Genomic DNA, 25,186 nt, shown 5'->3' with positions numbered 1-25,186 from the left:
CCCGGGTACCGTCGGGGACATGACGATCGAAGCCGTGGTCTGGGACGTCGACGACACCCTTTTCGACTACACCTCCGCGGACCGCGAGGGCCTGCGCGCCCACCTCGTGGCCGAGGAACTGCTCGACCGCTACGGGACCGCCGAGGAGGCCCTGGCCCACTGGCGGACGATCACCGACGCCCAGTGGGCCCGGTTCGCGGCCGGCGAGGTGGACTACATCACCCAGCGGCGCGACCGCACCCGGGTCTTCCTGGACCGCCCGGAGCTGACCGACACCGAGGCCGACGACTGGTTCGACCGGTACCTGGCGCACTACGAGGCCGCCTGGGCCCTCTTCCCGGACGTCCTGCCCGTCCTCGACGCCCTCGCCGCCAGCCACCGGCACGCCGTGCTGTCCAACTCCAGCCTCACCGTCCAGGACCGCAAGCTGCGCGTCCTCGGCGTCCACGATCGCTTCGAGGCCATCCTGTGCGCGGCCGAGCTGGGCGTCTCCAAGCCCGACCCCGGCGCCTTCCTGGCGGCCTGCGAGGCGCTCTCCCTCGCCCCGCACCAGGTCGCCTACGTCGGTGACCACCCGGAGATCGACGGCCGGGGCGCCGCCGACGCCGGGCTGCTGTCGGTCTGGCTCGACCGGGGCAAGGCGTGGGCGGCCGTCGACCCGCCCGTCGGCCCGCGCCGCATCGCGTCCCTCGCGGAACTCCCCTCGGTCCTCGGCGGGGATACTCGTTTTGGAGCCCCGTCCACCTTCGGGTAATGTTCTTCCTGCGCCGCCGGGGAGCGGGCCGAAAGGCCGGAACCGGAAGCGCGAGACTAGAACAAGATCCCCAGCACGGGGCTTGCGTTCCAGTGGCCTATGGTGTAATTGGCAGCACGACTGATTCTGGTTCAGTTAGTCTTGGTTCGAGTCCAGGTAGGCCAGCTCGCAGAGCTCATCTGCAAAGCCCCCGTTGTGTAGCGGCCTAGCACGCTGCCCTCTCAAGGCAGTAGCGCCGGTTCGAATCCGGTCGGGGGTACGGTGATCCACTTCATGGTGATCGCTAGGGCCCCCGTTGTGTAGCGGCCTAGCACGCCGCCCTCTCAAGGCGGTAGCGCCGGTTCGAATCCGGTCGGGGGTACTGCCTGCTCTAAACCACATTGGTCTATGGTGTAATTGGCAGCACGACTGATTCTGGTTCAGTTAGTCTTGGTTCGAGTCCAGGTAGACCAGCTCGGACCTGCGGAAACGCAGGATCCACGCCCCCGTTGTGTAGCGGCCTAGCACGCCGCCCTCTCAAGGCGGTAGCGCCGGTTCGAATCCGGTCGGGGGTACGGGACGACGGCTCTTCGCCTCAGCGGAAACGCTCGAGGCGGGGGGCCGTTTTCGTTGTCCGGCGGGCGCGGCCCGGCCGGGGCTGGTCACGCCCGTGCGGCACAGCCGCGTATGGCACAGCCCCGCGCCCCGGGGCGCCGCACTCAGACCGGCCGCGGCGCTGGGGCCGGCCCGCGGGCCGTCTCAACCGGAACGGCGCAGGGCCTCCGAGAGGCGGCCGGCGGCGTCGATGACGGCCTGGGCGTGCATCCGGCCCGGGTGGCGGCTGAGGCGCTCGATGGGGCCGGAGACGGAGACGGCGGCCACCACGCGGTTGGACGGGCCGCGCACCGGCGCGGACACCGAGGCGACGCCCGGCTCGCGCTCGCCGATGGACTGGGCCCAGCCCCGGCGCCGTACGCCGGACAGGGCGGTCGCCGTGAAGCGGGCGCCCTGCAGGCCGCGGTGCAGCCGCTCGGGCTCCTCCCAGGCCATGAGGATCTGGGCGGACGAACCGGCCTTCATCGTGAGCGTGGACCCGACCGGGACCGTGTCCCGCAGACCGGACAGCCGCTCCGCCGCGGCGACGCAGATGCGCATGTCGCCCTGGCGGCGGTAGAGCTGGGCGCTCTCGCCCGTCACGTCACGGAGGTGGGTGAGCACCGGGCCGGCCGTGGCCAGCAGCCGGTCCTCGCCGGCCGCGGCGGCCAGCTCCGACAGGCGCGGGCCGAGGATGAAGCGCCCCTGCATGTCGCGCGCCACCATACGGTGGTGCTCCAGCGCCACGGCCAGGCGGTGGGCCGTGGGTCGTGCCAGTCCGGTCGCACCGACCAAACCCGCGAGGGTGGCCGGGCCGGACTCCAGAGCGCTCAGGACGAGGGCCGCCTTGTCCAGAACGCCGACGCCGCTACTGTTGTCCATGCAACGATACTCGCGTCTCACTCTGTGAAACGCAAGTTCAATTTTCCGCGGAACGCGCCACCCTGGAAGGCACAAGTCACAACGGCCCGTGACGTAAGGGCCTGGTGGCGGTCGCCCGGAAACCGGGGCGCGGGCGCCGCCTCCTGAAGATCTCTAGTTGGGCCGGCGAGCCGTTGCCGGCCGGAGGGAAAGCGATGGGTAGGACACTCGCGGAGAAGGTCTGGGACGACCACGTCGTCCGGCGCGCCGAGGGCGAGCCCGACCTCCTCTTCATCGATCTGCACCTGCTGCACGAGGTGACCAGCCCGCAGGCCTTCGACGGCCTCCGCAAGAGCGGCCGGACCGTGCGGCGGCTCGACCTGACCATCGCGACCGAGGATCACAACACCCCGACCCTCGACATCGACAAGCCCATCGCGGACCCGGTCTCCCGGGTCCAGCTGGAGACGCTGCGCAAGAACTGCGCGGAGTTCGGCGTCCGGCTGCACCCGCTGGGCGACGTCGAGCAGGGCGTCGTGCACGTCGTCGGCCCGCAGCTGGGCCTGACCCAGCCCGGCACCACCGTGGTCTGCGGCGACTCGCACACCTCGACGCACGGCGCCTTCGGCGCGCTGGCCTTCGGCATCGGCACCTCCCAGGTGGAGCACGTGCTCGCCACCCAGACGCTGCCGATGGCCCGCCCGAAGACCATGGCGATCACGGTCAACGGCGAGCTGCCCGACGGCGTCACCGCCAAGGACCTGATCCTCGCGATCATCGCGAAGATCGGCACCGGCGGCGGCCAGGGCTACATCCTGGAGTACCGCGGCGAGGCCATCGAGAAGCTCTCGATGGAGGCCCGCATGACCATCTGCAACATGTCGATCGAGGCCGGCGCCCGCGCGGGCATGATCGCCCCCGACGAGACCACCTTCGCCTACCTCAAGGGCCGCCCGCACGCCCCCGAGGGCGCGGACTGGGACGCGGCGGTCGAGTACTGGAAGACGCTGCGCACCGACGACGACGCCGAGTTCGACGCCGAGGTCGTCATCGAGGCCGCCGAGCTGTCGCCGTTCGTCACCTGGGGCACCAACCCCGGCCAGGGCGCGCCGCTTTCGGCCGCCGTCCCCGACCCGGCCTCGTACGAGGACGCCTCGGAGCGCCTCGCCGCCGAGAAGGCCCTGGAGTACATGGGGCTGGAGGCCGGGCAGCCGCTGCGCTCCATCAAGGTGGACACCGTCTTCGTGGGCTCCTGCACCAACGGCCGCATCGAGGACCTGCGCGCCGCCGCCGAGATCATCAAGGGCCGCAAAGTCGCCGACGGCGTACGGATGCTGGTCGTCCCGGGCTCCGCGCGGGTCGGTCTGCAGGCCGTCTCCGAGGGCCTGGACACGGTCTTCAAGGAGGCCGGCGCCGAGTGGCGGCACGCGGGCTGCTCGATGTGCCTGGGCATGAACCCCGACCAGCTCGCCCCCGGGGAGCGTTCCGCCTCCACCTCCAACCGCAACTTCGAGGGCCGGCAGGGCAAGGGCGGGCGTACCCACCTGGTCTCCCCGCAGGTCGCCGCCGCGACGGCCGTCACGGGGCACCTCGCCTCCCCGGCCGACCTCGCCGCCGCCGACGCCCTCACGCCCGCTGGAGTCTGATCAGCCATGGAAGCATTCACCACGCACACCGGCCGGGCCGTCCCGCTGCGCCGCAGCAACGTGGACACCGACCAGATCATCCCCGCCCACTGGCTCAAGAAGGTGACCCGGGACGGGTTCGAGGACGGGCTGTTCGAGGCCTGGCGCAAGGACGAGAGCTTCGTCCTCAACCAGCCCGAGCGGCAGGGGGCGACCGTGCTGGTCGCCGGCCCCGACTTCGGCACCGGCTCCTCCCGCGAGCACGCGGTGTGGGCGTTGCAGAACTACGGCTTCAAGGCCGTGATCTCCTCCCGCTTCGCCGACATCTTCCGCGGCAACTCGCTGAAGAACGGGCTGCTCACCGTGGTCCTCGACCAGCAGACCGTGGACGCGCTGTGGGCGCTGACGGAGAACGACCCGCAGGCCGAGATCACGGTCGACCTGGAGACCCGCGAGGTGCGCGCCGAGGGCATCACCGCCGCCTTCGAGCTGGACGAGAACTCCCGCTGGCGGCTGCTGAACGGGCTGGACGACATCTCCATCACGCTCCAGAACGAGCAGGACATCGCCGCGTACGAGACGAAGCGCCCGTCGTTCAAGCCGCGGACGGTCCAGGTCTGATCCCGAAGCCGTAGGGAGGTCGACTTTCGGCCACCCGCAGACACCCCCCGTACCCCCGATCGCTCCGATCGGGGGTACGGCCGTGTCGGGGCCCGGACGGTGCGCGGCGAGGCGGCAACTTACCGAGTTACGCAGGTGGTTGACGGGGTACGTGAGTGACGAGGAGGTCGTTTCGGCGGGCGTCCGAGGAGCCCCGTGGGGCGGCAGTTGCCCCCTGCGCAGGCGACAACTCGCCCCAGATGGCACAATCTGTGCATGGAACACGACGGCCAACTCCAGCTCTATGCGGCGGTCGCGTCCCGGCTCAAGGAAGCGCACGCAAGGGTGCGCGCACTGCAAGTCCCGGAGGGCGTACGGATGGCGCTGACCCGGAAGCTGCTGGTCATTACGGCCGCGGCCAAGCACGATCCCGCCGGCGCGGCAAGGCGTCTGGAGCGCTTCGCGGAGGATCTCGACGAAGGCCGGTTCTCCGACGGGCAACGCTGAACCGGCCGGGGACAGTCGAGTCCGTTGCGGCACAAGGGTGATTAGCCCGTTTCGTGTTTGATTTGCGGTATATATCTGCCTAACGTGCGAAAAAGCTTGAACATTCTCGTTCTGGCGAGGTCTCCGAAGGGGAAGACGTGAACAAGGCGCAGCTCGTAGAAGCGATTGCCGACAAGATGGGGGGACGGCAGCAGGCCGCCGACGCCGTCGACGCGGTCCTGGACGCCATCGTCCGCGCGGTGGTCGCCGGCGACCGGGTCTCGGTCACCGGATTCGGTTCCTTCGAGAAGGTCGACCGTCCGGCCCGTTACGCCCGTAACCCTCAGACGGGCGAGCGGGTTCGGGTCAAGAAGACCTCGGTTCCGCGCTTCCGCGCCGGTCAGGGCTTCAAGGACCTGGTCAGCGGCTCCAAGAAGCTCCCGAAGAACGACATCGCGGTCAAGAAGGCGCCCAAGGGCAGCCTCTCCGGCCCGCCGCCCACCATCTCCAAGGCCGCGGGCAAGAAGGCCGCCGCCAAGAAGACCACGGCCGCGAGCAAGAAGGCCGCCGCCGCCAAGAAGACCACGGGCGCGGCGAAGAAGACGGCCGCGGCGGCGAAGAAGACGGCCACCACGGCGCAGACCGCCGCCAAGAAGGCCCCCGCGAAGAAGTCGGCCGGCACCCCGGCGAAGAAGACCACCGCGCAGACGGCCCCGGCGAAGAAGGCCACGGCCAAGAAGGCGCCGGCCAAGAAGTCGACCGCGCGCAAGACCACCGCCAAGAAGGCCACCGCACGCAAGAAGTGACGGGCGGCGCCCAGGGGCACTCACACGCCGGGCCGGACTCCTGAGGGAGTCCGGCCCGCGGCCTGTCGGGGAGGCGTCGCTCAGAACGTCTGCAGCGTGATCAGCGTGATCCGCGGGCCCTCGCCCGGACCCCGAGACCCCTCGGTCTCGATCCGCACCCGCTGCCCGGGCCGCAGCAGCCGCAGGCCGCCCGCGTCGAACGCCGCCGCGTCGAACGGCACCGGGGTGCCGTCGTCCAGCAGCACCTGCCCGCTGCGGCTGTCGGGGTCGTACGTATAAGCGGTCGCCTGCATGACGGCAGCCTACTGTTCGGCGATCAGCAGCCGCGCCACGGCCGCGGCCGTCCGCGGCCCCACCCCCAGCGCCAGCGCGGCGCGCAGGTCCTCGCCGGTGTCCACGTCCCGCCGTACGGAATCCACCGCGCCGAGCCCCAGTTCCACCGCGCCCGACGCGCGGTGTCCACGGCAGGAGTCCGGGCCGAAGAAGGGGTCCAGCGCGCGGCCGGGGGCGGCGGCCAGCAGCGTCGTTCCGACGCCGGCCGCGTCCGGCAGGAAAGAACGCGGGAATCGCGCCGCGGCATTCAGCACCCGGGCCAATTCGGCCGGCCGGAGCGCCGGGAGATCGGCGTTCAGCGCCGCCACCGGACTTCCGGGGCGCGAGGCCCGTACGGTCGCCGCCGCGTGGGCCAGGGCCGCGTTCAGGCCGCCGTCCGGCTCGTCGGCGACGACACCGGCGCCGAGCGCGGCCAGCTCCCGACCCGCCCGGGGGTCGTCCGTGACGACTGCCACATCCGCCACCGCCGGGCAGGACAGCGCCGCCGCCACGGTGTCCAGGGCGAAGGCCAGCGCGAGGTTTGGCCGTACCGCGTCGTCCGCCGTGTCCGACAGCCTGCTCTTGGCCCGGGCCAGGGGCTTCACGGGCACGACCAAGCTCCACCGCACAGGCGATCCGTCCCTCTCTTGTCGCGCTCATTGTCACCCGGGGGCAGGGGGCACCGGGTGGTCGGGGCGTACCGTGTCCTCGACAGACCGGCGGCCCGGGGCGACACTTGTGCGGCTCCCCTGCCCCGCCCAGCCCTAGAGGAAGGTGTCCGCGTGCCCCGCCGCAGAATCGGCTTCTGGTACCGCTTGGCCGCGGTGATCTGCAAACCGCCGCTGGTGATACTGCTCAAGCGGGACTGGCGGGGAATGGAGAACATTCCGGCCGAGGGCGGATTCATCACCGTCGTGAATCACAATTCCCACATCGACCCCCTCGGATACGCACACTTTCAGTACAACACCGGCCGCCTTCCCCGTTTCCTGGCCAAGAGCGGGCTTTTCAAGGAAGGGTTCGTCGGCGCCGCGATGCGCGGCACCGGGCAGATTCCCGTCTACCGGGAGAGCACGGACGCGCTCAGCGCCTTCCGGGCCGCGATCGACGCCGTGGAGCGCGGCGAGTGCGTCGCCTTCTACCCCGAGGGCACCCTCACCCGCGACCCCGACGGCTGGCCCATGACCGGCAAGACCGGCGCCGCGCGGGTCGCCCTGCAGACCAGGTGCCCGGTCATCCCGGTCGCCCAGTGGGGCTGCAACGAACTGCTGCCGCCGTACGCGAGGAAGCCGCGCCCGCTGCCCCGCAAGACCCACCACGTGCTGGCCGGACCGCCCGTCGACCTCTCCCGCTTCTACGGCCGGGAGGTGACCGCGGAGGTGCTGAAGGAGGCCACCGAGGTCATCATGGCCGCGGTCACCCGCCAGCTGGAGGAGATCCGCGGCGAGAAGGCGCCCGAGACGCCCTACGACCCGCGCCGCGAGCGGACCGAGCAGCGGCGCCGCACCCAGGCGCAGTCGCGCAGGCGCACCCAGGCACAGACGCACGGCAAACAGGCAGAAGGGCAGGGCACGTGAGCAAGCCGGTCAAGGCGGCCGTCTTCGGCACCGGGTCGTGGGGCACCGCGTTCGCTGTGATCCTCGCCGACGCGGGATGCGAGGTCACCCTGTGGGCACGGCGCCCGCAGCTCGTCGACGCCGTCAACTCCACCCGGACCAACCCGGACTACCTGCCGGGCGTGGAGCTCCCCGGGAACGTCCGGGCCACCACCGACGCCGCCGAGGCCGCGGCCGGCGCCGACTTCACCGTCCTGGCGATCCCCTCCCAGACGGCCCGCGAGAACCTCGCGAAGTGGCGCCCGCTGCTCGCGCCGGACACCGTCCTGGTCTCCCTGATGAAGGGCGTCGAACTCGGCTCCGCGATGCGGATGAGCCAGGTCGTCGAGGACGTCGCCGAGGTGGGCGCCGACCGCGTCGCCGTGGTCACCGGCCCCAACCTGGCCCGTGAGATCGCCGCCCGGATGCCGGCCGCCGCCGTCGTCGCCTGCACCGACGAGGCCGTCGCCCGGCGGCTCCAGGCCGCCTGCCACACCCCGTACTTCCGCCCGTACACCAACACCGACGTCGTCGGCTGCGAACTCGGCGGCGCGGTGAAGAACGTCATCGGCCTCGCCGTCGGCATCGCGGACGGCATGGGCCTCGGCGACAACGCCAAGGGCTCCCTCATCACCCGCGGCCTCGCCGAGACCACCCGGCTCGGCGTCGCGCTCGGCGCCGACCCGCTGACCTTCTCCGGCCTCGCGGGCCTGGGCGACCTGGTGGCGACCTGCTCCTCGCCGCTGTCCCGGAACCACACCTTCGGCACCAACCTCGGCAAGGGCATGACCCTGGAGGAGACCATCGCGGTCACCCAGCAGACCGCCGAGGGCGTCAAGTCCTGCGAGTCGGTGCTGGATCTGGCCCGCCGGCACGGCATCGACATGCCGATCACCGAGACGGTCTTCGAGATCGTGCACGAGGGCAAGCCCCCGGCGGTCGCCGTCAGGGAGCTGATGTCGCGCAGCGCGAAGCCCGAGCGACGCTGAGCACCCTTCGCCCGTTCGCGCGGGGCGGAGGCTGTGACGCGACCCGGGGGGCGGGTACCCTCAACGCGATATGAGCACCGAGAACCTCCCCCAGAGCCCCGAGCAGCCGCCTCGCAAGCCGCGGGTCGCCGTCGTGTTCGGCGGGCGCAGCTCCGAACACGGGATCTCCGTGGTCACCGCCGGCGCCGTCCTCGCCGCCATCGACCGGACCAAGTACGAGGTCCTGCCGATCGGCATCACGACGGACGGCCGCTGGGCGCTCACCGCGGACGAGCCCGAGCGCATGGCGATCACCGAGCGGCGCACCCCCACCGTGGAGCAGCTCGCCGACCCGGTCGAGGGCGCCGTGGTGCTCTCCGTCGACCCGGCCAACCGCGAGGTCGTCTACAGCGAACCGGGCTCGGTGCCCAAGGCGCTCGGCGAGGTCGACGTCGTCTTCCCCGTCCTGCACGGCCCCTACGGCGAGGACGGCACCCTCCAGGGGCTGCTGGAGCTGGCCGGGGTGCCCTACGTCGGCTCGGGGGTGCTCGCCTCGGCGGTCGGCCAGGACAAGGAGTACATGAAGCGGGTGTTCACCTCCTTCGGGCTCAAGGTCGGTCCGTACGTGGTGATCCGGCCCCGCGAGTGGGAGCGGGACGCCTCCGCCGCCCGCGAGAAGATCGTGGACTTCGCCGGCGAGCACGGCTGGCCGCTGTTCGTGAAGCCCGCCCGCGCCGGCTCCTCGATCGGCATCACCAAGGTCGACGACCTCTCTGGCCTCGACGAGGCGATCGCCGAGGCCCGCCGCCACGACCCGAAGATCCTGGTCGAGGCGGCACTGACCGGCCGCGAGATCGAGTGCGGGGTGCTGGAGTTCGAGGACGGCCCGCGGGCCTCCGTACCCGCCGAGATCCCGCCGCCGAGCGCGCACGCGTACTACGACTTCGAGGCCAAGTACATCGACTCCACGCCCGGTCTGGTGCCCGCGCCGCTCACCGACGAGGAGACGGCCGAGGTCCAGCGGCTCGCGGTCGAGGCGTTCGAGGCGGCGTCCTGCGAGGGACTGGTGCGCGCGGACTTCTTCCTCACCGAGGACGGCGAGTTCGTGATCAACGAGATCAACACGCTGCCCGGCTTCACGCCCATCTCCATGTACCCGCAGATGTGGCAGGCCAGCGGGGTGAGCTACCCCGAGCTGGTGGACCGGCTGGTGCGGGCGGCGCTCGACCGACCGACGGGACTGCGCTGACCGGCGCGGCTCAGAGGGCGATTCCCTCGGGGATCGCCTTCTTCACGGCCGGGGCCAGATCGACCAGCACGCTGGAACTGTCCCGGCCCTCCGGGACGGTGACCTCGACGTACGCCTCCCGGTTGGCGGTGGTGAACCGGTACGCCCCGTCGTCCCGCTTCTCCATCAGCCAGTCGACGCCGTCGACCCCGCCGGCGACCGCGTCCGCGTCCCCGCCCTCGGCCACCTTCGGATCGATCATCTTCGGCGGCCGTACGACACCGCAGCGCAGTATGATCAGCGGGTTTCCCCAGCCGGCCGTGAGCTTGGAGGCGGGCTCGGGATCCCTGCGGCTCAGGCCGTCCACCTTCGACGGCACGGCCTCGTCCAGGTCCTCGCAGAGCGAGACGACCTCCGCGTCCGGGCTGGGAACCGCCACCGAGGGGCCGCCGTCCGTCGCGGAGCAGCCCGCGACGGCGGTCAGCAGGACGAGCAGGGGCAGACCGAGCAGCCGGTGACGCAAGGAGTTCACCGGCACAGGGTAGACGGGTACTAGAGATGGACGACCGGGCAGGTCAGGGTGCGGGTGATGCCGTCCACTTGCTGGACCTTGGCGACCACCATGCGGCCCAGGTCGTCGACGGTGTCGGCCTGGGCGCGCACGATGACGTCGTAGGGTCCGGTCACGTCCTCGGCCTGGATCACCCCCGGCAGTTTGGCGATCGTCTCGGCGACGGCCGAGGCCTTGCCGACCTCGGTCTGGATCAGGATGTACGCCTGTACCACGGAACCTCCAGGGCGGCCACGAGGATCATGTGGGGAAAAGGAACGCCACGGTATCGCGTCGCGCGGCGCCGCGGGGAGACCCGCGGAACAGGGGGTCTCGCGCGCCGGGAGCCCCGGACGTCCCCCGGTACAGCGCCCGGTGCGCCGCCCCGGTGCACCACCTGGTACACCACCTTGGTACACACAGACGACGCGCGGCCGGGTACGGGCCGGGGCGGAAGGGGAGTAGGGCCATGAAGGGCACTGTTGGTGAGCTCGGGGAGTTCGGGCTCATCAGGGAGCTCACCTCCCGCCTCACCACCACCCCGGCGGTCCGGATCGGCCCCGGCGACGACGCCGCGGTGGTCGCCGCGCCCGACCGGCGGGTGGTGGCGACCACCGACATACTCGTGGAGGGCCGGCACTTCCGCCGTGACTGGTCCACCGCCTACGACGTGGGCCGCAAGGCCGCGGCCCAGAACCTGGCCGACATCGCCGCGATGGGTGCCGTGCCGACCGCGCTGCTGCTCGGCCTGGTGGCCCCCGCCGAACTGCCGGTGACCTGGCCGACCGAGCTGATGGACGGGCTGCGCGACGAGTGCCAGGTCGCCGGTGCCGCCGTGGTCGGCGGCGACGTGGTGCGCGGGGACACCATCACCGTGTCCATCACCGCCCTCGGTGATCTGCGCGGCCAGGAACCGGTGACCCGGGCCGGCGCCCGCCCCGGCGACCTGGTCGCGGTGACCGGCTGGCTCGGCTGGTCCGCCGCCGGGTTCGCCGTGCTCTCCCGGGGCTTCCGCTCCCCGCGCGCCTTCGTCGAGGCCCACCGGCGCCCGGAGCCGCCGTACCACGCCGGGCCGACCGCGGCCGGGCTCGGCGCGACCGCCATGTGCGACGTCAGCGACGGGCTGATCGCGGACCTGGGCCACATCGCGGAGGCGAGCAAGGTCAGGATCGACATCCGCTCCGGACAGATCGACATCCCGTCCCAGATGAACGACATCGGCCAGGCCGTCGGCGTCGACCCGATGCAGTGGGTGCTGACCGGGGGAGAGGACCACGCGATCGTGGCCACCTTCGGGCCGGAGGTGAAGCTGCCCGCCCGCTGGAAGATCATCGGCGAGGTCCTGCACCCCTCGGCGCTGCCCCAGGTGACCGTCGACGGGGCGCCCTGGACCAGTGCCGGCGGCTGGGACCACTTCGGAGGGGAGATCGAGGGATGAGCGCGCCGCCCAGGGTCCTCACGGTCGCCGGCTCCGACTCCGGCGGCGGCGCCGGCGTCCAGGCCGACCTGAAGACGATGCTCGCGCTCGGCACCCACGGGATGAGCGTGATCACGGCCGTGACCGCGCAGAACTCCCTGGGTGTGCAGGGCGCCTGGGAACTGCCCGTCGAGGCGGTCCGGGCGCAGTACCGCAGCGTCGTCGACGACATCGGCGTCCAGGCGGTCAAGACCGGCATGCTCGCCTCGGCGCCGCTGGTCGAGACGGTCGCCGAGCTGATCGCGGCGACGGACGCGCCCGCGGTGGTCGACCCGGTCGGCGTCTCCAAGCACGGGGACGCGCTGCTGGCCGCCTCGGCCCTGGACTCCGTACGCACCGAGCTGCTGCCGGTCGCCACCGTCGCCACCCCGAACCTGGACGAGGTGGCGCAGCTCACCGGGGTCCGGGTGGAGTCGGAGGACGGGATGCGGCGGGCCGCGGCGGCCCTGCTCGCCTACGGGCCGCGCTGGGCGCTGATCAAGGGCGGTCATCTGCCCGAAGACCCCGTCGACCTGCTCACCGACGGCGCGGAGGAGCACTGGCTGCGGGCTCCGCGCCATGACAACCGGCACACCCACGGCACGGGGTGCACCCTCGCCTCGGCGATCGCGTCACACCTGGCGCACGGCCGCTCGGTGCCGGAGGCGGTGGCGGCGGCCAAGGAGTACGTCACCGGGGCGATCGCGGCCGGGTTCGCGCTGGGCGCGGGCATCGGGCCCGTGGATCACGGGTGGACGCTGGGGCGGGGCTGACGGCGTACGGCGTGCGCGGCACATCGGTGCCGTTGCCGGCACCGGCGCGGTCAGGCGCGTACGGCGAGAAGCCGGCCCACCCTGAGGTGGACCGGCTTCTCGCAGCGGACCGGCAGTGGCCGCGCGCTGTTGCTGAGCGTCAGCGCGAGACCTTGCCGGCCTTGATGCACGAGGTGCAAGCGTTCACGCGCTTCGGCGTCCCGCCCACCACGGTACGCACACGCTGGATGTTGGGGTTCCAGCGGCGGGACGTACGGCGGTGCGAGTGCGAGATGTTGTTGCCGAAGCCCGGCCCCTTGCCGCAGACGTCGCAGTTGGCAGCCACGGGTCACTCCAAAGACTTCAGATGCACTTACGGTTGATCCCGGCATGCCGGGATCAAGGTCTCGGGCTCTCGCGAGCGACCGTGATCTGAATGGCGGTGCCAGGGGGAATGGCCCGATCGGGATCGGGCAACCGGAGCAGCATACAACGACTGCGTCCGTACAACGAAACTACCATGCCTGATCAGGCTCCTGCTCCGCCCTGTTCCGGCCCTGTTCCGGCGGACGCCGCCCCGGGGTCTACGCTGCGTGCCACGTCCAGGCCCCGGGCCCCGTGGGTCCAGCAGTTCAGGGAGGCGCAGGTGGCGCAGGTGCCGCAGAGGTTCTTCGACGCTCTGGCGGTGCGTACCTGGTGCGGTCTGGCGCTGAGCGGGCTGGGACGGGCGCGCGAGGAGATCGACGCGATCAACGTCTACCCGGTCGCCGACGGGGACACCGGCACCAACCTGTACCTGACGGTGGAGTCGGCCGCGGCGGCGGTGGAGGCGGTGTTCTCGGGGCACGAGGCGGGGGACGCCGGGGCCGGCCGGGGGCCCTCGCTGGCGGAGGCCGCGCGGGCGATGGCGCACGGTGCGCTGATCGGTGCCCGGGGCAACTCGGGGACGATCCTGGCGCAGTTGCTGCGCGGCATGGCGCAGGTGCTCGGGGAGCGGGGACGGGAGCAGCGTGCCGGGGAGCCGTGCCCCGAGGGGGCGCGGGCCGGGGCGCCCGAGCTGCGGCTCGCGCTGCGCCGCGCGGCCGACTCCGCCCGGCAGGCGGTCGCCCACCCGGTCGAGGGCACGGTCCTGACCGTCGCCTCGGCCGCCGCCGACGCGGCGGACCGCGCGGAGGGCGGCTGCGACGCCGTGGCCCGGGCGGCCTACGAGGGTGCCCGGGCGGCGCTGGCCGCGACCCCGGGGCAGCTGCCCGCGCTGAAGCGCGCCGGAGTGGTCGACGCGGGCGGGCACGGCCTGGTGACGGTGCTCGCGGCACTGGTGCAGACGCTCACCGGGGAGACGCCCCCGGCGGCGCGGACGGGGCACGCGCGCGTGCCCCGGGAGGGGACGGCGGCCGACGGGGAGTGCCCGTCGGGCGAGGGCGGCCCCGCCTTCGAGGTGATCTACCTCCTGGAGGCCGAGGACGCGGCCGTCGCGCGGCTGCGGCAGCGGCTGGACGCCCTCGGGGACTCCCTGGTCGTGGTCGGCGGGGACGGCCTGTGGAACGTCCACGTGCACGTCGACGACGCGGGGGCCGCCGTGGAGGCGGGCGTCGAGGCGGGCCGGCCGTACCGCATCCGGATCACCCACTTCGGCCGGGGTGACGCGCACACCGCCAGAGCCGGACGCCCGCCCCGGGAGCGGACCCAGCGGGCCGTGGTGGCGGTGGTGCCCGGCGAGGGACTGGCCGGGCTCTGCACGCGGGCCGGGGCGCGGGCCGTGCTGGCGCGTCCGGGGGAGCCGCCCGCCAGCGGCGAGCTGGCCGAGGCCGTCCGCCGGGCGCACGCGCACGAGGTGGTCCTGCTGCCGAACGACGCCGAACTGCGGCACACCGCCGCCGCGGCCGCCGACCAGGTCCGGGCGGAGGGCGTCCGGGTCGCCCTCATCCCGACCCGCTCCGCGGTCCAGGGCATCGCCGCGCTCGCCGTGCACGAGCCGGGCCGGCGCTTCGACGAGGACGTCGTGGCGATGACCTCGGCGGCCGGCGCGACCCGGTACGCGGAGGTGGCCGTCGCCGAACGCCAGGCGTGGACGACGGCCGGCATCTGCCAGGCCGGGGACGTCCTCGGCCTGGTCGACGGCGACGTGGCGGTGATCGGCTCCGACGTGACCGCCACCGCGACGACCGTGCTCGACCGGATGCTGGCGGCCGGCGGCGAACTGGTCACCCTCGTCCTCGGCGACGACGCCCCCGAGGGCGTCGCCGGCCACCTGGAGCGCCGGGTCAGGGAGGCGTACCTCGCGGTGGACACGGTGGTCTACCGGGGCGGCCGGCAGGGGTCGCTGCTGCTGATCGGCGTGGAGTAGCGGAGTATCCGGGCGGGCGGGACGGTCGTTGTCAGTGCCGTGGTGTGCAATGGATCTCGTGCCCGCACTGCGAGAACCCCTGAAGAAGGTGCTCGGCCCCGCCACCGCGAAGGTGATGGCCGAGCACCTCGGCCTGCACACCGTCGGTGACCTGCTCCACCACTACCCGCGCAGATACGAGGAGCGCGGGCAGCTCACCCACCTCGCCGACCTCCCCATGGACGAGCACGTCACGGTGGTCGCCCAGGTCGCCGACGCCCGCCTGCACACGTTCGCGTCGGCCAAGGCCCCGCGCGGCAAGGGGCAGCGCCTCGAAGTGACCATCACCGACGGCAGCGGCCGGCTCGCGCTGGTCTTCTTCGGCAACGGCGTCCACAAACCCCACAAGGAACTGCTGCCGGGCACCCGCGCGATGTTCGCCGGCAAGGTCTCCGTCTTCAACCGCAGGCTGCAACTGGCCCATCCGGCCTACGAGTTGCTGCGCGGCGACGCGGAGGAGACGGTGGAGAGCTGGGCCGGCGCCCTCATCCCGCTCTACCCCGCCACCGCCAAGCTGGAGTCCTGGAAGCTCGCCAAGGCGATCCAGACGGTGCTGCCCGCCGCCCAGGAGGCCGTCGACCCGCTCCCCGCCCCCCTGCGCGAGGGACGCGGCCTGGTCTCCCTCCCCGAGGCCCTGCTCAAGATCCACCGCCCGCACACCCAGGCCGACGTCGCCGACGCCCGCGCCCGCCTGAAGTGGGACGAGGCGTTCGTCCTCCAGGTCGCCCTGGCCCGCCGCCGGCACGCCGACGCCCAGCTCCCCGCCGTCCCGCGCGAGCCCGGGCCCGACGGCCTGCTGGCCGCCTTCGACGACCGCCTCCCCTTCACCCTCACCGAGGGACAGCGGAAGGTCTCCCGCGAGATCTTCGACGACCTCGCCACCGACCACCCGATGCACCGGCTGCTGCAGGGAGAGGTCGGCTCGGGCAAGACCATGGTCGCCCTGCGCGCCATGCTCGCCGTCGTCGACGCCGGGGGACAGGCCGCGATGCTCGCGCCGACCGAGGTGCTGGCCCAGCAGCACCACCGGTCGGTGGTGGAGATGATGGGCGAGCTGGCCGAGGGCGGAATGCTGGGCGGCTCCGAGCACGCCACCAAGGTCGTGCTGCTCACCGGCTCGATGGGCGCCGCCGCCCGCCGCCGGGCCATGCTCGACCTGGCCACCGGCGAGGCCGGCATCGTCATCGGCACCCACGCGCTGATCGAGGACAAGGTCCACTTCCACGACCTGGGCCTGGTCGTCGTCGACGAACAGCACCGGTTCGGCGTCGAGCAGCGCGACGCCCTGCGCGGCAAGGGCAAGCAGCCGCCGCACCTGCTGGTCATGACCGCCACGCCCATTCCGCGCACGGTCGCCATGACCGTCTTCGGCGACCTGGAGACCTCCGTCCTGGACCAGCTCCCGGCCGGCCGCTCCCCGATCGCCAGCCATGTCGTCCCCGCCGCCGACAAACCGCACTTCCTGGCCCGCGCCTGGGACCGGGTGCGCGAGGAGGTGGAGAACGGCCACCAGGCGTACGTGGTCTGCCCCCGGATCGGCGACGAGGAGGACACGCCCAAGAAGGGCAGGCCGGCGGAGGGCGAGGGCGACAAGCGGCCCCCGCTCGCCGTCCTCGACGTCGCCGACCACTTGGCCAAGGGACCGCTGAGCGGCCTCAGGGTCGAGGTCCTGCACGGCCGGATGCAGCCCGACGACAAGGACGCCGTCATGCGCCGCTACGCGGCGGGCGAGACCGACGTCCTGGTCGCCACCACCGTCATCGAGGTCGGCGTCAACGTCCCCAACGCCACCGTCATGGTGATCATGGACGCGGACCGCTTCGGCGTCTCCCAGCTGCACCAGCTGCGCGGCCGGGTCGGCCGCGGCGCGGCCCCCGGCCTGTGCCTGCTGGTCACCGAGATGCCCGAGGCCAGCGCCGCCCGCCAGCGGCTGAACGCGGTCGCCTCCACCCTGGACGGCTTCGAGCTCTCCCGCATCGACCTGGAACAGCGCCGCGAGGGCGACGTCCTGGGCCAGGCCCAGTCCGGGGCCCGTACGTCCCTCAGGGTGCTGGCGGTCATCGAGGACGAGGAGATCATCGCGGAGGCCCGGCAGGAGGCGGCGGCGCTCGTGGCGGCCGACCCGGAGCTGACGACCCTCCCCGGCCTGCGCACGGCCCTGGACGCCCTGCTGGACGAGGAGAGGGAGCGGTACTTGGAGAAGGGGTAGAGGACGCCCGCCCAGGGACGCGGGGCAGTGCGCGGTACGCGGCTGCCGCCGTGCGAGCGCGACAAGCCACACTGGAACCGAAAGCCGCCCACACCCAAGGACCACAGATGACCCGCGTGATCGCCGGTGAAGCCGGCGGACGCCGCCTAGCCGTCCCGCCGGGGAACGGCACGCGCCCCACCTCCGACCGCGCCCGCGAGGGCCTCTTCTCCACCTGGCAGGCCCTCCTCGGCGGCCCCCTGGACGGCGAGCGGGTCCTCGACCTGTACGCCGGCTCCGGCGCCGTCGGCCTGGAAGCCCTCTCCCGGGGCGCCGGCCACGTCCTGCTCGTGGAAGCCGACGCGCGGGCGGTCCGCACCGTCCGGGAGAACGTGCGGGCGCTCGGCCTGCCCGGCGCCGAGGTGCGGGCGGGCAAGGCCCAGCAGATCGTCCAGACCCCGCCGGACGACCCGTACGACCTGGTCTTCCTGGACCCGCCGTACGCCGTGTCCGACGGCGATCTCCGGGAGATCCTGCTCACACTCCGTGCCCAGGGCTGGTTCGCGGACGACGCGCTCGTCACCGTGGAGCGGAGCACCAGGGGCGGGGAGTTCCGGTGGCCGGAGGGGTTCGACGCGATGCGGGCCCGTCGCTATGGCGAGGGAACGTTTTGGTACGGTCGCGCCGCCTCTACGTGCGAAGACGCACGATGACCGGACTCGAGAGCGAGGGATCCCAAGTGCGCCGCGCCGTCTGTCCCGGGTCGTTCGACCCGATCACCAACGGACATCTGGACATCATCTCCCGTGCCTCCAGGCTGTACGACGAGGTCTACGTCGCGGTGATGATCAACCAGTCGAAGAAGGGCCTGTTCGCCGTCGAGGAGCGGATCGACCTCATCGGCCGGGTGACCGCCGAGTACGGCAACGTGCGCGTGGAATCCTTCCACGGCCTCCTCGTCGACTTCTGCAAGGAGCGCGGGATCCCGGCCATCGTCAAGGGCCTGCGCGCGGTCAGCGACTTCGACTACGAACTCCAGATGGCCCAGATGAACAACGGGCTCTCGGGCGTGGAGACCCTCTTCATGCCCACCAACCCCACCTACAGCTTCCTGTCCTCCTCGCTGGTCAAGGAGGTCGCGACCTGGGGCGGCGACGTCTCCCACCTGGTGCCCCCGCTGGTCCACGACGCCCTCGCCGAACGGCTGCGCGAGGACTGACCCCGGGGCGGTGTCCGGAGCACGCCCCGGAGCCGTACAGTCGTCCCGTCCGTCTCCAACACAGCAGCAGGAAGTGGCGAGCACACGGTGGACGTGCAGAAGAAGCTGGACGAGATCGTCTCGACGGTCTCCGGCGCCCGATCCATGCCCATGTCGGCCTCCTGCGTGGTCAACCGGGCCGAGCTGCTCTCCCTGCTGGAAGAGGTGCGGGCCGCGCTGCCCGGTTCCCTCGCCCAGGCCCAGGAGCTGATCGGCGACCGCGAGCAGATGGTGGAGCAGGCCCGCCGGGAGGCCGAGCGGATCATCGAGAGCGCGCACGCCGAGCGCGGCTCCCTGATCTCCGACATGGAGATCGTCCGCCGCTCCCAGGCGGAGGCCGACCGCATCCTCACCGAGGCCCGCCGCGAGGCCGAGGAGATCCGCGCCGAGGCCGACGACTACGTCGACTCCAAACTCGCCAACTTCGAGGTCGTCCTCACCAAGACGCTCGGCTCGGTGGGCCGGGGCCGCGAGAAGCTCCTCGGCACCGGCCCGGGCACCGACGAGAACGGCTACGAGGACGAGGACGCCCCCGAGCGCAGCCACGACCCGGAGACCCTGCGCCGCGACGCCGACGCCTACGTCGACGTCAAGCTGGGCGCCTTCGAGGCGGTGCTGGCCAAGACCCTGGAGGCGGTCGGCCGCGGCCGGCAGAAGCTGCACGGCCGGATCGCCACCGACGACCTCGGCGCCCTCGCCGACGACACCACCACCCGCCAGCACTCCAGTGACGCCGACTACCTCGCCGACCTGGCCGCCCTCGCCGACAGCGACGCCGCCGCCGAGCAGACCCGGCAGCAGGAGTACGCCGAGCAGCAGCAGGCGGCGGCCGCGGCCCAGGCGGCCCCGGCCGAGCAGACCGCGTACGGCTACGCCCAGCAGCAGCCCGACCCGTACGGCGGCTACCCGCAGCAGACCTACGCCGGCCAGCAGGACGCGTACGGCTACCAGCAGGCCGATCCCTACTCCACCGCCTCCGGCTACGCTCCGGCGGACGGTGCCCCCTTCCAGGGCTACGACGGCCAGCAGCAGGGGTACGCCCCCCAGCAGCCCGCCTACGACCCCCAGCAGCCCGGGTACGAGGAGCGGCAGCCCGCCTACGACCCCCAGCAGTCCGCCCAGGCCCTCGACGAGACCAGCCTCTTCGACACCAGCATGATCAGCGCGGAGCAGTTGAGGGCCTACGAGCAGGGCCGCGGGCTGTAGCCACCGGATTGGGCGGTGGGGGAAAGGTCCAGTACTCTGGTTCTTCGGTCGTGTGTAGCTACGCGATCCGCGCTGTCCGCAGTGACGAAGCACAAGCTCTGAGATCGAAAGTTGGAATGGCTCTGAACGCCCGCCTCGACCACCGCAACCCCCTCGTGTTCGACACGCACGAGCTGGGACGGCGTCCTGGTGCGCTGCAGCGCCTGACCCGCACGGTCGACGCTCCCCGGGACCTCGGTCTCAAGGGAGTCATCGGAGTGCCGGAAGGCGCCCCGGTGGAGCTGGAGCTCCGGCTGGAGTCGGTCATGGAGGGGGTGCTCGTCACGGGCACCGCCCGTGCCGCGGCCGAGGGGGAGTGCGTAAGGTGTCTGGAGCCGGTCGAGCTGGAGCTCGAAGCGGACTTCCAGGAACTCTTCTCGTACCCTGACGCCGACGACCGGGGCCGCGTGATCGCGGAACCGGGCGACGACGCCGAGGACGACGAGGAGAGGTTCTTCCTCGAGGACGGCCTGTTCGACCTCGAACCGCTGCTGCGTGATGCGGTGGTGCTCGCACTGCCGATGCAGCCGGTGTGCCAGGAAGACTGCCCGGGACTGTGCGCCGAGTGCGGCGTGCGCCTGGCGGACGACCCGGACCACCACCATGACGCCGTCGACATCCGTTGGGCGGCATTGCAGGGACTCGCCGGTTCACTCGGAGACGGCGAGAAGGACGAGATGAGCGGCGCCGAAGCGGAAGCGGGCGTCGACGAGAAGCAGGAGAAGTAGCCGTGGCTGTTCCGAAGCGGAAGATGTCGCGCAGCAACACGCGCCACCGCCGGTCGCAGTGGAAGGCTGCGGTCCCCACCCTGGTTGCGTGCGAGCGCTGCCACGAGCCCAAGCAGCAGCACATCGCGTGCCCGTCGTGCGGCACCTACAACAAGCGCCAGGTCCTCGAGGTCTGAGCGGCTGGTGAGAGGCACTGTGTCCACGCCGAAGAAGAACTCTGCGGAGCACCAGGCCTCGTCCCACACGCTTCTGGAAGGGCGGCTCGGGTACAAGCTCGAGTCCGCCCTTCTGGTGCGCGCGCTGACCCACCGTTCCTACGCGTACGAGAACGGCGGTCTGCCGACGAACGAGCGGCTGGAGTTCCTCGGGGACTCCGTGCTCGGTCTCGTCGTCACCGACACGCTGTACCGCACCCACCCCGACCTGCCCGAGGGCCAGCTGGCCAAGTTGCGGGCCGCGGTGGTCAACTCGCGCGCGCTGGCGGAGGTCGGCCGCGGGCTGGAACTGGGCTCCTTCATCCGGCTCGGCCGCGGTGAAGAGGGCACGGGCGGCCGGGACAAGGCATCCATCCTCGCCGACACCCTGGAAGCGGTGATCGGCGCGGTCTACCTCGACCAGGGCCTGGACGCGGCGGCGGAGCTGGTGCACCGTCTGTTCGACCCCCTGATCGAGAAGTCCTCCAACCTCGGCGCCGGCCTGGACTGGAAGACCAGTCTCCAGGAGCTGACCGCGACCGAAGGGCTCGGCGTCCCCGAGTACCTGGTCACGGAGACCGGTCCCGACCACGAGAAGACCTTCACTGCTGCCGCCCGCGTCGGAGGCGTCTCGTACGGCACCGGCACCGGCCGCAGCAAGAAGGAAGCGGAGCAGCAGGCCGCCGAGTCCGCGTGGCGGTCCATCCGGGCCGCGGCGGACGAGCGCGCCGAGGCGGCCAAGACCGAGGCGGTCCAGGCCGAGGCGGTCCAGGCCGAGGCCGAGGCGGCCGAGGAAGCCAAGGCCGCCGTGGAGAGCGCCGAGGTGCCCTCGCCCTCCGTCCGAGCCTGATCCGCTTCGAGAAGACGAGCGGCCCGAGCGCCCGTCCCCGCCCGGGGACGGGCGCTCGGGCCGTCACACCGTCCCCGCCCGTCCCGCACCGGGAGAACACATGCCCGAGCTGCCCGAGGTCGAGGTCGTCCGGCGCGGCCTGCAGCGGTGGGTCGCCCACCGGACCGTCGCCGACGCCGACGTCCTGCACCCCCGCGCCGTACGCCGTCACCTGGCCGGCGCCGACGACTTCGCCCGGCGTCTGAAGGGCCACCGCGTCGGCGTGCCCAGCCGCCGCGGCAAGTACCTCTGGCTGCCGCTGGAGGACAGCGGTCAGGCGGTCCTGGCCCACCTCGGCATGAGCGGCCAGCTGCTGGTCCAGCCGCACGAGGCCCCGGCCGAGAAACACCTGCGCGTCCGGGTGCGCTTCGCCGACGCCCTCGGCACCGAGCTGCGCTTCGTCGACCAGCGCACCTTCGGCGGTCTGTCGCTGCACGACACCTCGCCCGACGGCCTGCCCGACGTCATCGCGCACATCGCCCGCGACCCCCTCGACCCGCTCTTCGACGACGAGGCGTTCCACCGGGCGCTGCGCCGCAAGCGCACCACCATCAAACGGGCCCTGCTCGACCAGTCACTGATCAGCGGCGTCGGCAACATCTACGCGGACGAGGCGCTGTGGCGCTCCCGCCTGCACTACGACCGTCCCACGGCGACCTTCACCAGGCCCCGCACCCTCGAACTCCTCGGCCACGTCCGGGACGTGATGAACGCGGCCCTCGCCGTCGGCGGCACCAGCTTCGACAGCCTGTACGTCAACGTCAACGGGGAGTCCGGCTACTTCGACCGGTCGCTGGACGCGTACGGCCGCGAGGGACTGCCCTGCGGCCGCTGCGCCACGCCGATGCGCCGCCGGCCGTGGATGAACCGCTCCAGCTACTACTGCCCCAAGTGCCAGCGTCCGCCGCGGGTCACGGCCTAGGACAGCCCCGGTCCGGCCGCGCGGCGCGCTCGGCGTCATAGCGCTCGCGGGCCGCCAGCACCTCGTCCATGCTGCCCTCGAGGCACTCGATGAGGGCCACCAGCCGCCGGGCCGTCTCCCGGCCCAGCGGGGTCAGCTCGTAGTCGACGCGGGGCGGGTTGGTCGGCTGGGCCTCGCGGTGCACCAGGCCGTCGCGCTCCAGCGCGTGCAGCGTCTGGGAGAGCATCTTCTCGCTGACGCCGTCCACCCGGCGCCGCAGTTCGTTGAAGCGGAACGAGCCCTCGGAGAGGGCCCCGAGGGTGAGCGCGCCCCAGCGCCCGGTGACATGCTCCAGCGTGTCGCGCGAGGGGCAGCCCCGGGAGAACACGTCGTACGGGAGGTCCCGCCCCCGCGTGCGCTCCTGCGTGGTCGACATGGCTTCAGCGTACGGCAGCACAGCGCCGCCCCGCAGACGGCGCGGACCGGCCGGCTAGTAGCCGAAGTCCTGGGTCCACCAGGGGCCGCCGGAGCCGAAGTGCACACCGACGCCCAGCGTCCGGAAGTCGCAGTTCAGGATGTTGGCCCGGTGGCCCTGGCTGTTCATCCAGGCGTCCATCACCGCCGCCGCGTCCGCCTGGCCGCGGGCTATGTTCTCGCCGCCGAGGTTGGTTATCCCGGCCGCTTCGGCCCGGTCCCACGGGGTGGCGCCGCTCGGGTCGGTGTGGCCGAAGAAGCCCTGCGCGGCCATGGCCTCGCTGAACTCCTCCGCCAGTCCGGTCAGCGCGCTGTCGGCGGCGACCGGGGTGCAGCCGGCCTTGGCCCGCTCCTCGTTGACGAGGCTGAGCACCTCGGCCCCGGCGGCGGTCGCCCGGGAGACCGTGACGGACCGGTCGGTCGCCGCCTGCGACTCCCGCGGTTCCTCCGCGGCCGTACGCGACGGGGTGGCCCCCGTCCTCCCGCTCGCGGTCGCCGCCGGCTGCTTCGGCTCGGCGGTGGTCTTCCCCGGCGAGGGCGAGGCGGCGGCGGACGGCGTCTTCGAGGCGGAGGCGCTGGGGGAGGCGGTGGTCTTCCCGGGCGAGGGCGAGGCCGAGCGGCCGGCGCCGGATTCGGCGGACTCCTCGTCGCCGGTGACACCGCCCGAGGTGCCGCCCTGCCCACTGGGCGTGCTGCCCGGCGAGTCCGCGGCCCGTACCGCGCCGCCGCCGCCCGGGCCCTGGCCGATCCGCAGGCCGTCGAGGCCGGGCACCGCTCCCGTGGTCACCGCGACCGCGCCGAGCGCGACGGCGGCCGAGACGCCCAGCAGGCCGACGCGGACCGGGGCCGAGCCCGCCCTCTTCCGGCGGCGCCGGAACCCCGGCCACCGGCCGCCGCCCACCGCCTCGGGGCCCTGCGCGCCGGCGGGGCCCCCGGGCGGCGGACCGTCGGAGGAGAAGGCGACCGTGGCGCCGGCCCGGTCGTCCGTGCCGAACAGGTAGGCGTCGCTCCTGGCGCGGGCCTCGGCGTACGCCTCCGGGTTCAGGTAGGGAGCGGTCCCCCGCGCGGGAACGTCCCCCGGGCAAGGGGCCTGCGGGTCGTGGTCCCGTGCTCCGGGACCGCCCGGCTGCGCGGCTCCTCCGGTGCGGCCGGCGGCGGAGCGTCGGTGGCGTCCCATGTACTGGCCTTCCTCGTCCTCGCGGTCGACTCGTCTCCTGATCCACACGAAACCCACACGGTCGGGTGAGTTTCGGATGAGATTCATTGGGTCGGGACGGTACCGCATGGCCCTGGGGGAGGAGGTGCTCACAGGGGTACCGGCCCGTTAGGTTGCCTCCATGAGCGAGGATGTACGGCTGGTCGCCTGGGTGCGCGGACACGTCCAGGGTGTGGGTTTCCGCTGGTTCACGCGGGCGAGGGCACTGGAGCTGGGCGAGCTGAGTGGTTTTGCTCTCAATCTGGACGACGGACGCGTCCAGGTGGTCGCGGAGGGGCCCAAAGGGCGCTGCGAGGGGCTCCTGGACTGGCTGCGCGGCGACGACACGCCCGGCCGCGTGGACGGCGTCACCGAGATCTGGGACACACCCCGCGGCGGCTACGACGGCTTCGCCGTCCGGTGACCCCCGGCCCCCGGTGGACTCCCGCAGGGCCGCCGGGGGCGCCCTCCGGGAGCCGCCCGGAGGGAAAAGGAGCAGGTGGTTGCCGAGAACCGCTTGCCATAACGGGCTCCGCACGGCAGGATCGGCGCCACGCCCCGACGGGCCCGCAGGAGTCGCAGCGCCGCCGTTCCCCGGCCGCGCGCGCCGGGCCATGCGTCAATACGGGGCGTGATCGTGTTGACCGTCAAACTTTTTGGTGAGACGCTGAAAGCCCCGCGCACCTTAGCTGTTTGGCATGGTTGAACGGCAGCAGGACCCGAAGTGCCAAGCATCGCGGGTGCGCGAATCCCTCACGACCCACACCGCATCGGTCGGTCACTCATTGTGGAGGACCATCCATCATGGCAAAGGCGCTTCTCGGTTACGTCGGCGGCTCCGACCCGCGACTCCTCGCCGAGATGCGACGGCTTCAGCAGCGTGTCCAGGACCTGGAATCCGAGCTCGTACGGATCCAGGCGGAGAAGGACGCGCTGGCGGCTGCCGCGTCTCACGACAGGATCATGGAGAGCGTTGACGCACACCAGGCGGAGCCTGCGCTGACCTGATCACTGCGACGCTCCACGAACAGCACCAGCAGTGGTCGGGCTGCCCGTACAGCCGCTCGGTTGCTCAGAATTGCAAGGGACGCTTCGGCGTCCCTTCTTTTTTGCCTCCCCCGCGGCGCCCTCGGCTTCTTCGGCGCCCTCAGCTTCTTTAACG

29 protein-coding genes and 5 tRNA genes are annotated in these 25,186 nt (G+C 72.4%); 26 read left to right on the top strand and 8 right to left on the bottom strand.

What is annotated here, in order from left to right:
* The first annotated feature begins 19 nt into the window (after positions 1–19).
* The 6 genes from ACY1JF_RS08480 (at position 20) to ACY1JF_RS08455 (ending at position 1,308) form a co-directional block, all read left to right on the top strand.
* Positions 20–754, top strand: a complete 735-nt coding sequence (locus ACY1JF_RS08480; protein ID WP_462704375.1) for an HAD family hydrolase — start codon at positions 20–22, stop codon at positions 752–754.
* A 93-nt stretch (positions 755–847) separates the two neighbouring features.
* Positions 848–919, top strand: a tRNA-Gln gene (locus ACY1JF_RS08475).
* 21 nt (positions 920–940) lie between these two features.
* Positions 941–1,013, top strand: a tRNA-Glu gene (locus ACY1JF_RS08470).
* A gap of 29 nt (positions 1,014–1,042) precedes the next feature.
* Positions 1,043–1,115: transfer RNA gene (locus ACY1JF_RS08465), tRNA-Glu, on the top strand.
* Positions 1,116–1,135: 20 nt separating this feature from the next.
* A tRNA-Gln gene (locus ACY1JF_RS08460) sits at positions 1,136–1,207 on the top strand.
* 28 nt (positions 1,208–1,235) lie between these two features.
* Positions 1,236–1,308 (top strand) — tRNA-Glu (locus ACY1JF_RS08455).
* 184 nt (positions 1,309–1,492) lie between these two features.
* Here ACY1JF_RS08455 and ndgR read toward each other — a convergent pair.
* Entirely contained in the window at positions 1,493–2,209 is a 717-nt protein-coding gene (ndgR, locus tag ACY1JF_RS08450; RefSeq protein ID WP_462704374.1) for an IclR family transcriptional regulator NdgR, read from the bottom strand.
* 194 nt (positions 2,210–2,403) lie between these two features.
* Between ndgR and leuC the strand changes: the two genes are divergently transcribed.
* The 4 genes from leuC (at position 2,404) to ACY1JF_RS08430 (ending at position 5,705) form a co-directional block, all read left to right on the top strand.
* The gene (gene leuC / locus ACY1JF_RS08445) at positions 2,404–3,834 is read left to right on the top strand and encodes a 3-isopropylmalate dehydratase large subunit (RefSeq protein ID WP_462704373.1); all 1,431 of its coding nucleotides are present in this window, start codon (positions 2,404–2,406) and stop codon (positions 3,832–3,834) included.
* A gap of 6 nt (positions 3,835–3,840) precedes the next feature.
* Positions 3,841–4,434, top strand: a complete 594-nt coding sequence (gene leuD / locus ACY1JF_RS08440) for a 3-isopropylmalate dehydratase small subunit (RefSeq protein WP_462704372.1) — start codon at positions 3,841–3,843, stop codon at positions 4,432–4,434.
* A 255-nt stretch (positions 4,435–4,689) separates the two neighbouring features.
* On the top strand, positions 4,690–4,920 hold the full coding sequence (locus ACY1JF_RS08435) for an SCO5555 family protein (RefSeq protein ID WP_462704371.1): 231 nt from the start codon (positions 4,690–4,692) through the stop codon (positions 4,918–4,920).
* A 137-nt stretch (positions 4,921–5,057) separates the two neighbouring features.
* Positions 5,058–5,705, top strand: a complete 648-nt coding sequence (locus ACY1JF_RS08430) for an HU family DNA-binding protein (RefSeq protein ID WP_462704370.1) — start codon at positions 5,058–5,060, stop codon at positions 5,703–5,705.
* Positions 5,706–5,785: 80 nt separating this feature from the next.
* Here the strand turns inward: ACY1JF_RS08430 and ACY1JF_RS08425 are convergent, their stop codons facing one another.
* Entirely contained in the window at positions 5,786–5,998 is a 213-nt protein-coding gene (locus ACY1JF_RS08425; RefSeq protein WP_462704369.1) for a hypothetical protein, read from the bottom strand.
* 9 nt (positions 5,999–6,007) lie between these two features.
* Positions 6,008–6,646 carry a 2-phospho-L-lactate guanylyltransferase gene (gene cofC / locus ACY1JF_RS08420; protein WP_462704368.1) on the bottom strand — a complete coding sequence of 213 codons (639 nt, stop codon included), beginning with the start codon at positions 6,644–6,646 and terminating at the stop codon, positions 6,008–6,010.
* Between the two features lie 153 nt (positions 6,647–6,799).
* Here cofC and ACY1JF_RS08415 point away from each other — a divergent pair, with 153 nt between their 5' ends.
* The 3 genes from ACY1JF_RS08415 to ACY1JF_RS08405 all read left to right on the top strand — a co-directional run bounded on the left by ACY1JF_RS08415 (position 6,800) and on the right by ACY1JF_RS08405 (position 9,829).
* Entirely contained in the window at positions 6,800–7,594 is a 795-nt protein-coding gene (locus ACY1JF_RS08415) for a lysophospholipid acyltransferase family protein (protein ID WP_462704367.1), read from the top strand.
* Complete coding sequence (locus tag ACY1JF_RS08410) at positions 7,591–8,601, top strand: NAD(P)H-dependent glycerol-3-phosphate dehydrogenase (protein ID WP_462704366.1); 1,011 nt, start codon at positions 7,591–7,593, stop codon at positions 8,599–8,601. Before ACY1JF_RS08415 ends, ACY1JF_RS08410 begins: the two co-directional genes overlap by 4 nt.
* Before the next feature lie 70 nt (positions 8,602–8,671).
* Positions 8,672–9,829, top strand: coding sequence for a D-alanine--D-alanine ligase family protein (locus ACY1JF_RS08405; protein WP_462704365.1), 1,158 nt, complete (start codon positions 8,672–8,674; stop codon positions 9,827–9,829).
* Between the two features lie 10 nt (positions 9,830–9,839).
* Here the strand turns inward: ACY1JF_RS08405 and ACY1JF_RS08400 are convergent, their stop codons facing one another.
* Together ACY1JF_RS08400 and ACY1JF_RS08395 are read right to left on the bottom strand one after the other, a co-directional pair.
* Positions 9,840–10,340: a DUF3515 domain-containing protein gene (locus ACY1JF_RS08400; RefSeq protein ID WP_462704364.1), complete on the bottom strand. Its 501-nt coding sequence runs from the start codon at positions 10,338–10,340 to the stop codon at positions 9,840–9,842.
* Positions 10,341–10,360: 20 nt separating this feature from the next.
* Positions 10,361–10,594, bottom strand: coding sequence for an Lrp/AsnC family transcriptional regulator (locus ACY1JF_RS08395; RefSeq protein WP_215164562.1), 234 nt, complete (start codon positions 10,592–10,594; stop codon positions 10,361–10,363).
* A 233-nt stretch (positions 10,595–10,827) separates the two neighbouring features.
* Between ACY1JF_RS08395 and ACY1JF_RS08390 the strand changes: the two genes are divergently transcribed.
* The gene (locus tag ACY1JF_RS08390) at positions 10,828–11,796 is read left to right on the top strand and encodes a thiamine-phosphate kinase (protein ID WP_462704363.1); all 969 of its coding nucleotides are present in this window, start codon (positions 10,828–10,830) and stop codon (positions 11,794–11,796) included.
* Positions 11,793–12,587, top strand: coding sequence for a bifunctional hydroxymethylpyrimidine kinase/phosphomethylpyrimidine kinase (gene thiD / locus ACY1JF_RS08385; RefSeq protein ID WP_462704362.1), 795 nt, complete (start codon positions 11,793–11,795; stop codon positions 12,585–12,587). The genes ACY1JF_RS08390 and thiD overlap by 4 nt, the downstream gene beginning before the upstream one ends.
* Before the next feature lie 139 nt (positions 12,588–12,726).
* Here thiD and rpmB read toward each other — a convergent pair whose 3' ends face one another.
* Complete coding sequence (gene rpmB / locus ACY1JF_RS08380) at positions 12,727–12,912, bottom strand: 50S ribosomal protein L28 (protein ID WP_003993230.1); 186 nt, start codon at positions 12,910–12,912, stop codon at positions 12,727–12,729.
* Positions 12,913–13,212: 300 nt separating this feature from the next.
* Between rpmB and ACY1JF_RS08375 the strand changes: the two genes are divergently transcribed.
* The 9 genes from ACY1JF_RS08375 (at position 13,213) to mutM (ending at position 22,376) form a co-directional block, all read left to right on the top strand.
* The gene (locus ACY1JF_RS08375; RefSeq protein ID WP_462704361.1) at positions 13,213–14,913 is read left to right on the top strand and encodes a DAK2 domain-containing protein; all 1,701 of its coding nucleotides are present in this window, start codon (positions 13,213–13,215) and stop codon (positions 14,911–14,913) included.
* A gap of 49 nt (positions 14,914–14,962) precedes the next feature.
* Entirely contained in the window at positions 14,963–17,161 is a 2,199-nt protein-coding gene (gene recG, locus ACY1JF_RS08370; RefSeq protein WP_462704360.1) for an ATP-dependent DNA helicase RecG, read from the top strand.
* 107 nt (positions 17,162–17,268) lie between these two features.
* Positions 17,269–17,853 (top strand): 16S rRNA (guanine(966)-N(2))-methyltransferase RsmD, encoded by a 585-nt coding sequence (rsmD, locus tag ACY1JF_RS08365; protein ID WP_462704359.1) that lies wholly within the window; start codon positions 17,269–17,271, stop codon positions 17,851–17,853.
* 26 nt (positions 17,854–17,879) lie between these two features.
* Complete coding sequence (coaD, locus tag ACY1JF_RS08360) at positions 17,880–18,359, top strand: pantetheine-phosphate adenylyltransferase (RefSeq protein WP_462704490.1); 480 nt, start codon at positions 17,880–17,882, stop codon at positions 18,357–18,359.
* An 87-nt stretch (positions 18,360–18,446) separates the two neighbouring features.
* Entirely contained in the window at positions 18,447–19,604 is a 1,158-nt protein-coding gene (locus ACY1JF_RS08355) for an ATP synthase F0 subunit B (RefSeq protein WP_462704358.1), read from the top strand.
* Between the two features lie 116 nt (positions 19,605–19,720).
* Positions 19,721–20,371, top strand: coding sequence for a YceD family protein (locus ACY1JF_RS08350; RefSeq protein WP_462704357.1), 651 nt, complete (start codon positions 19,721–19,723; stop codon positions 20,369–20,371).
* 2 nt (positions 20,372–20,373) lie between these two features.
* A complete protein-coding gene (gene rpmF / locus ACY1JF_RS08345) occupies positions 20,374–20,547 on the top strand; it encodes a 50S ribosomal protein L32 (protein WP_003951102.1) in 174 nt (57 codons plus the stop codon).
* 7 nt (positions 20,548–20,554) lie between these two features.
* A complete protein-coding gene (gene rnc / locus ACY1JF_RS08340; RefSeq protein WP_462704356.1) occupies positions 20,555–21,415 on the top strand; it encodes a ribonuclease III in 861 nt (286 codons plus the stop codon).
* Between the two features lie 100 nt (positions 21,416–21,515).
* Entirely contained in the window at positions 21,516–22,376 is an 861-nt protein-coding gene (gene mutM, locus ACY1JF_RS08335; RefSeq protein WP_462704355.1) for a bifunctional DNA-formamidopyrimidine glycosylase/DNA-(apurinic or apyrimidinic site) lyase, read from the top strand.
* Here mutM and ACY1JF_RS08330 read toward each other — a convergent pair.
* Together ACY1JF_RS08330 and ACY1JF_RS08325 are read right to left on the bottom strand one after the other, a co-directional pair.
* Complete coding sequence (locus ACY1JF_RS08330) at positions 22,366–22,791, bottom strand: winged helix-turn-helix transcriptional regulator (protein ID WP_462704354.1); 426 nt, start codon at positions 22,789–22,791, stop codon at positions 22,366–22,368. The two genes, mutM and ACY1JF_RS08330, sit on opposite strands and share 11 nt — an antisense overlap.
* A 54-nt stretch (positions 22,792–22,845) precedes the next feature.
* Entirely contained in the window at positions 22,846–24,006 is a 1,161-nt protein-coding gene (locus tag ACY1JF_RS08325; protein ID WP_462704352.1) for a CAP domain-containing protein, read from the bottom strand.
* Between the two features lie 160 nt (positions 24,007–24,166).
* On the opposite strand from ACY1JF_RS08325, the gene ACY1JF_RS08320 reads away from it, so the two are divergent.
* Both ACY1JF_RS08320 and ACY1JF_RS08315 read left to right on the top strand, forming a co-directional pair.
* Complete coding sequence (locus ACY1JF_RS08320; RefSeq protein WP_462704351.1) at positions 24,167–24,448, top strand: acylphosphatase; 282 nt, start codon at positions 24,167–24,169, stop codon at positions 24,446–24,448.
* Positions 24,449–24,828: 380 nt separating this feature from the next.
* Positions 24,829–25,032, top strand: coding sequence for a hypothetical protein (locus ACY1JF_RS08315; protein WP_030824772.1), 204 nt, complete (start codon positions 24,829–24,831; stop codon positions 25,030–25,032).
* Positions 25,033–25,186 lie beyond the last annotated feature (154 nt).

It is taken from the genome of Streptomyces sp. SYSU D01066-1 (assembly GCF_054956795.1).
Note: the sequence above shows the minus strand (reverse complement) of the source record. Positions and strands in the feature narration are given on the sequence as shown.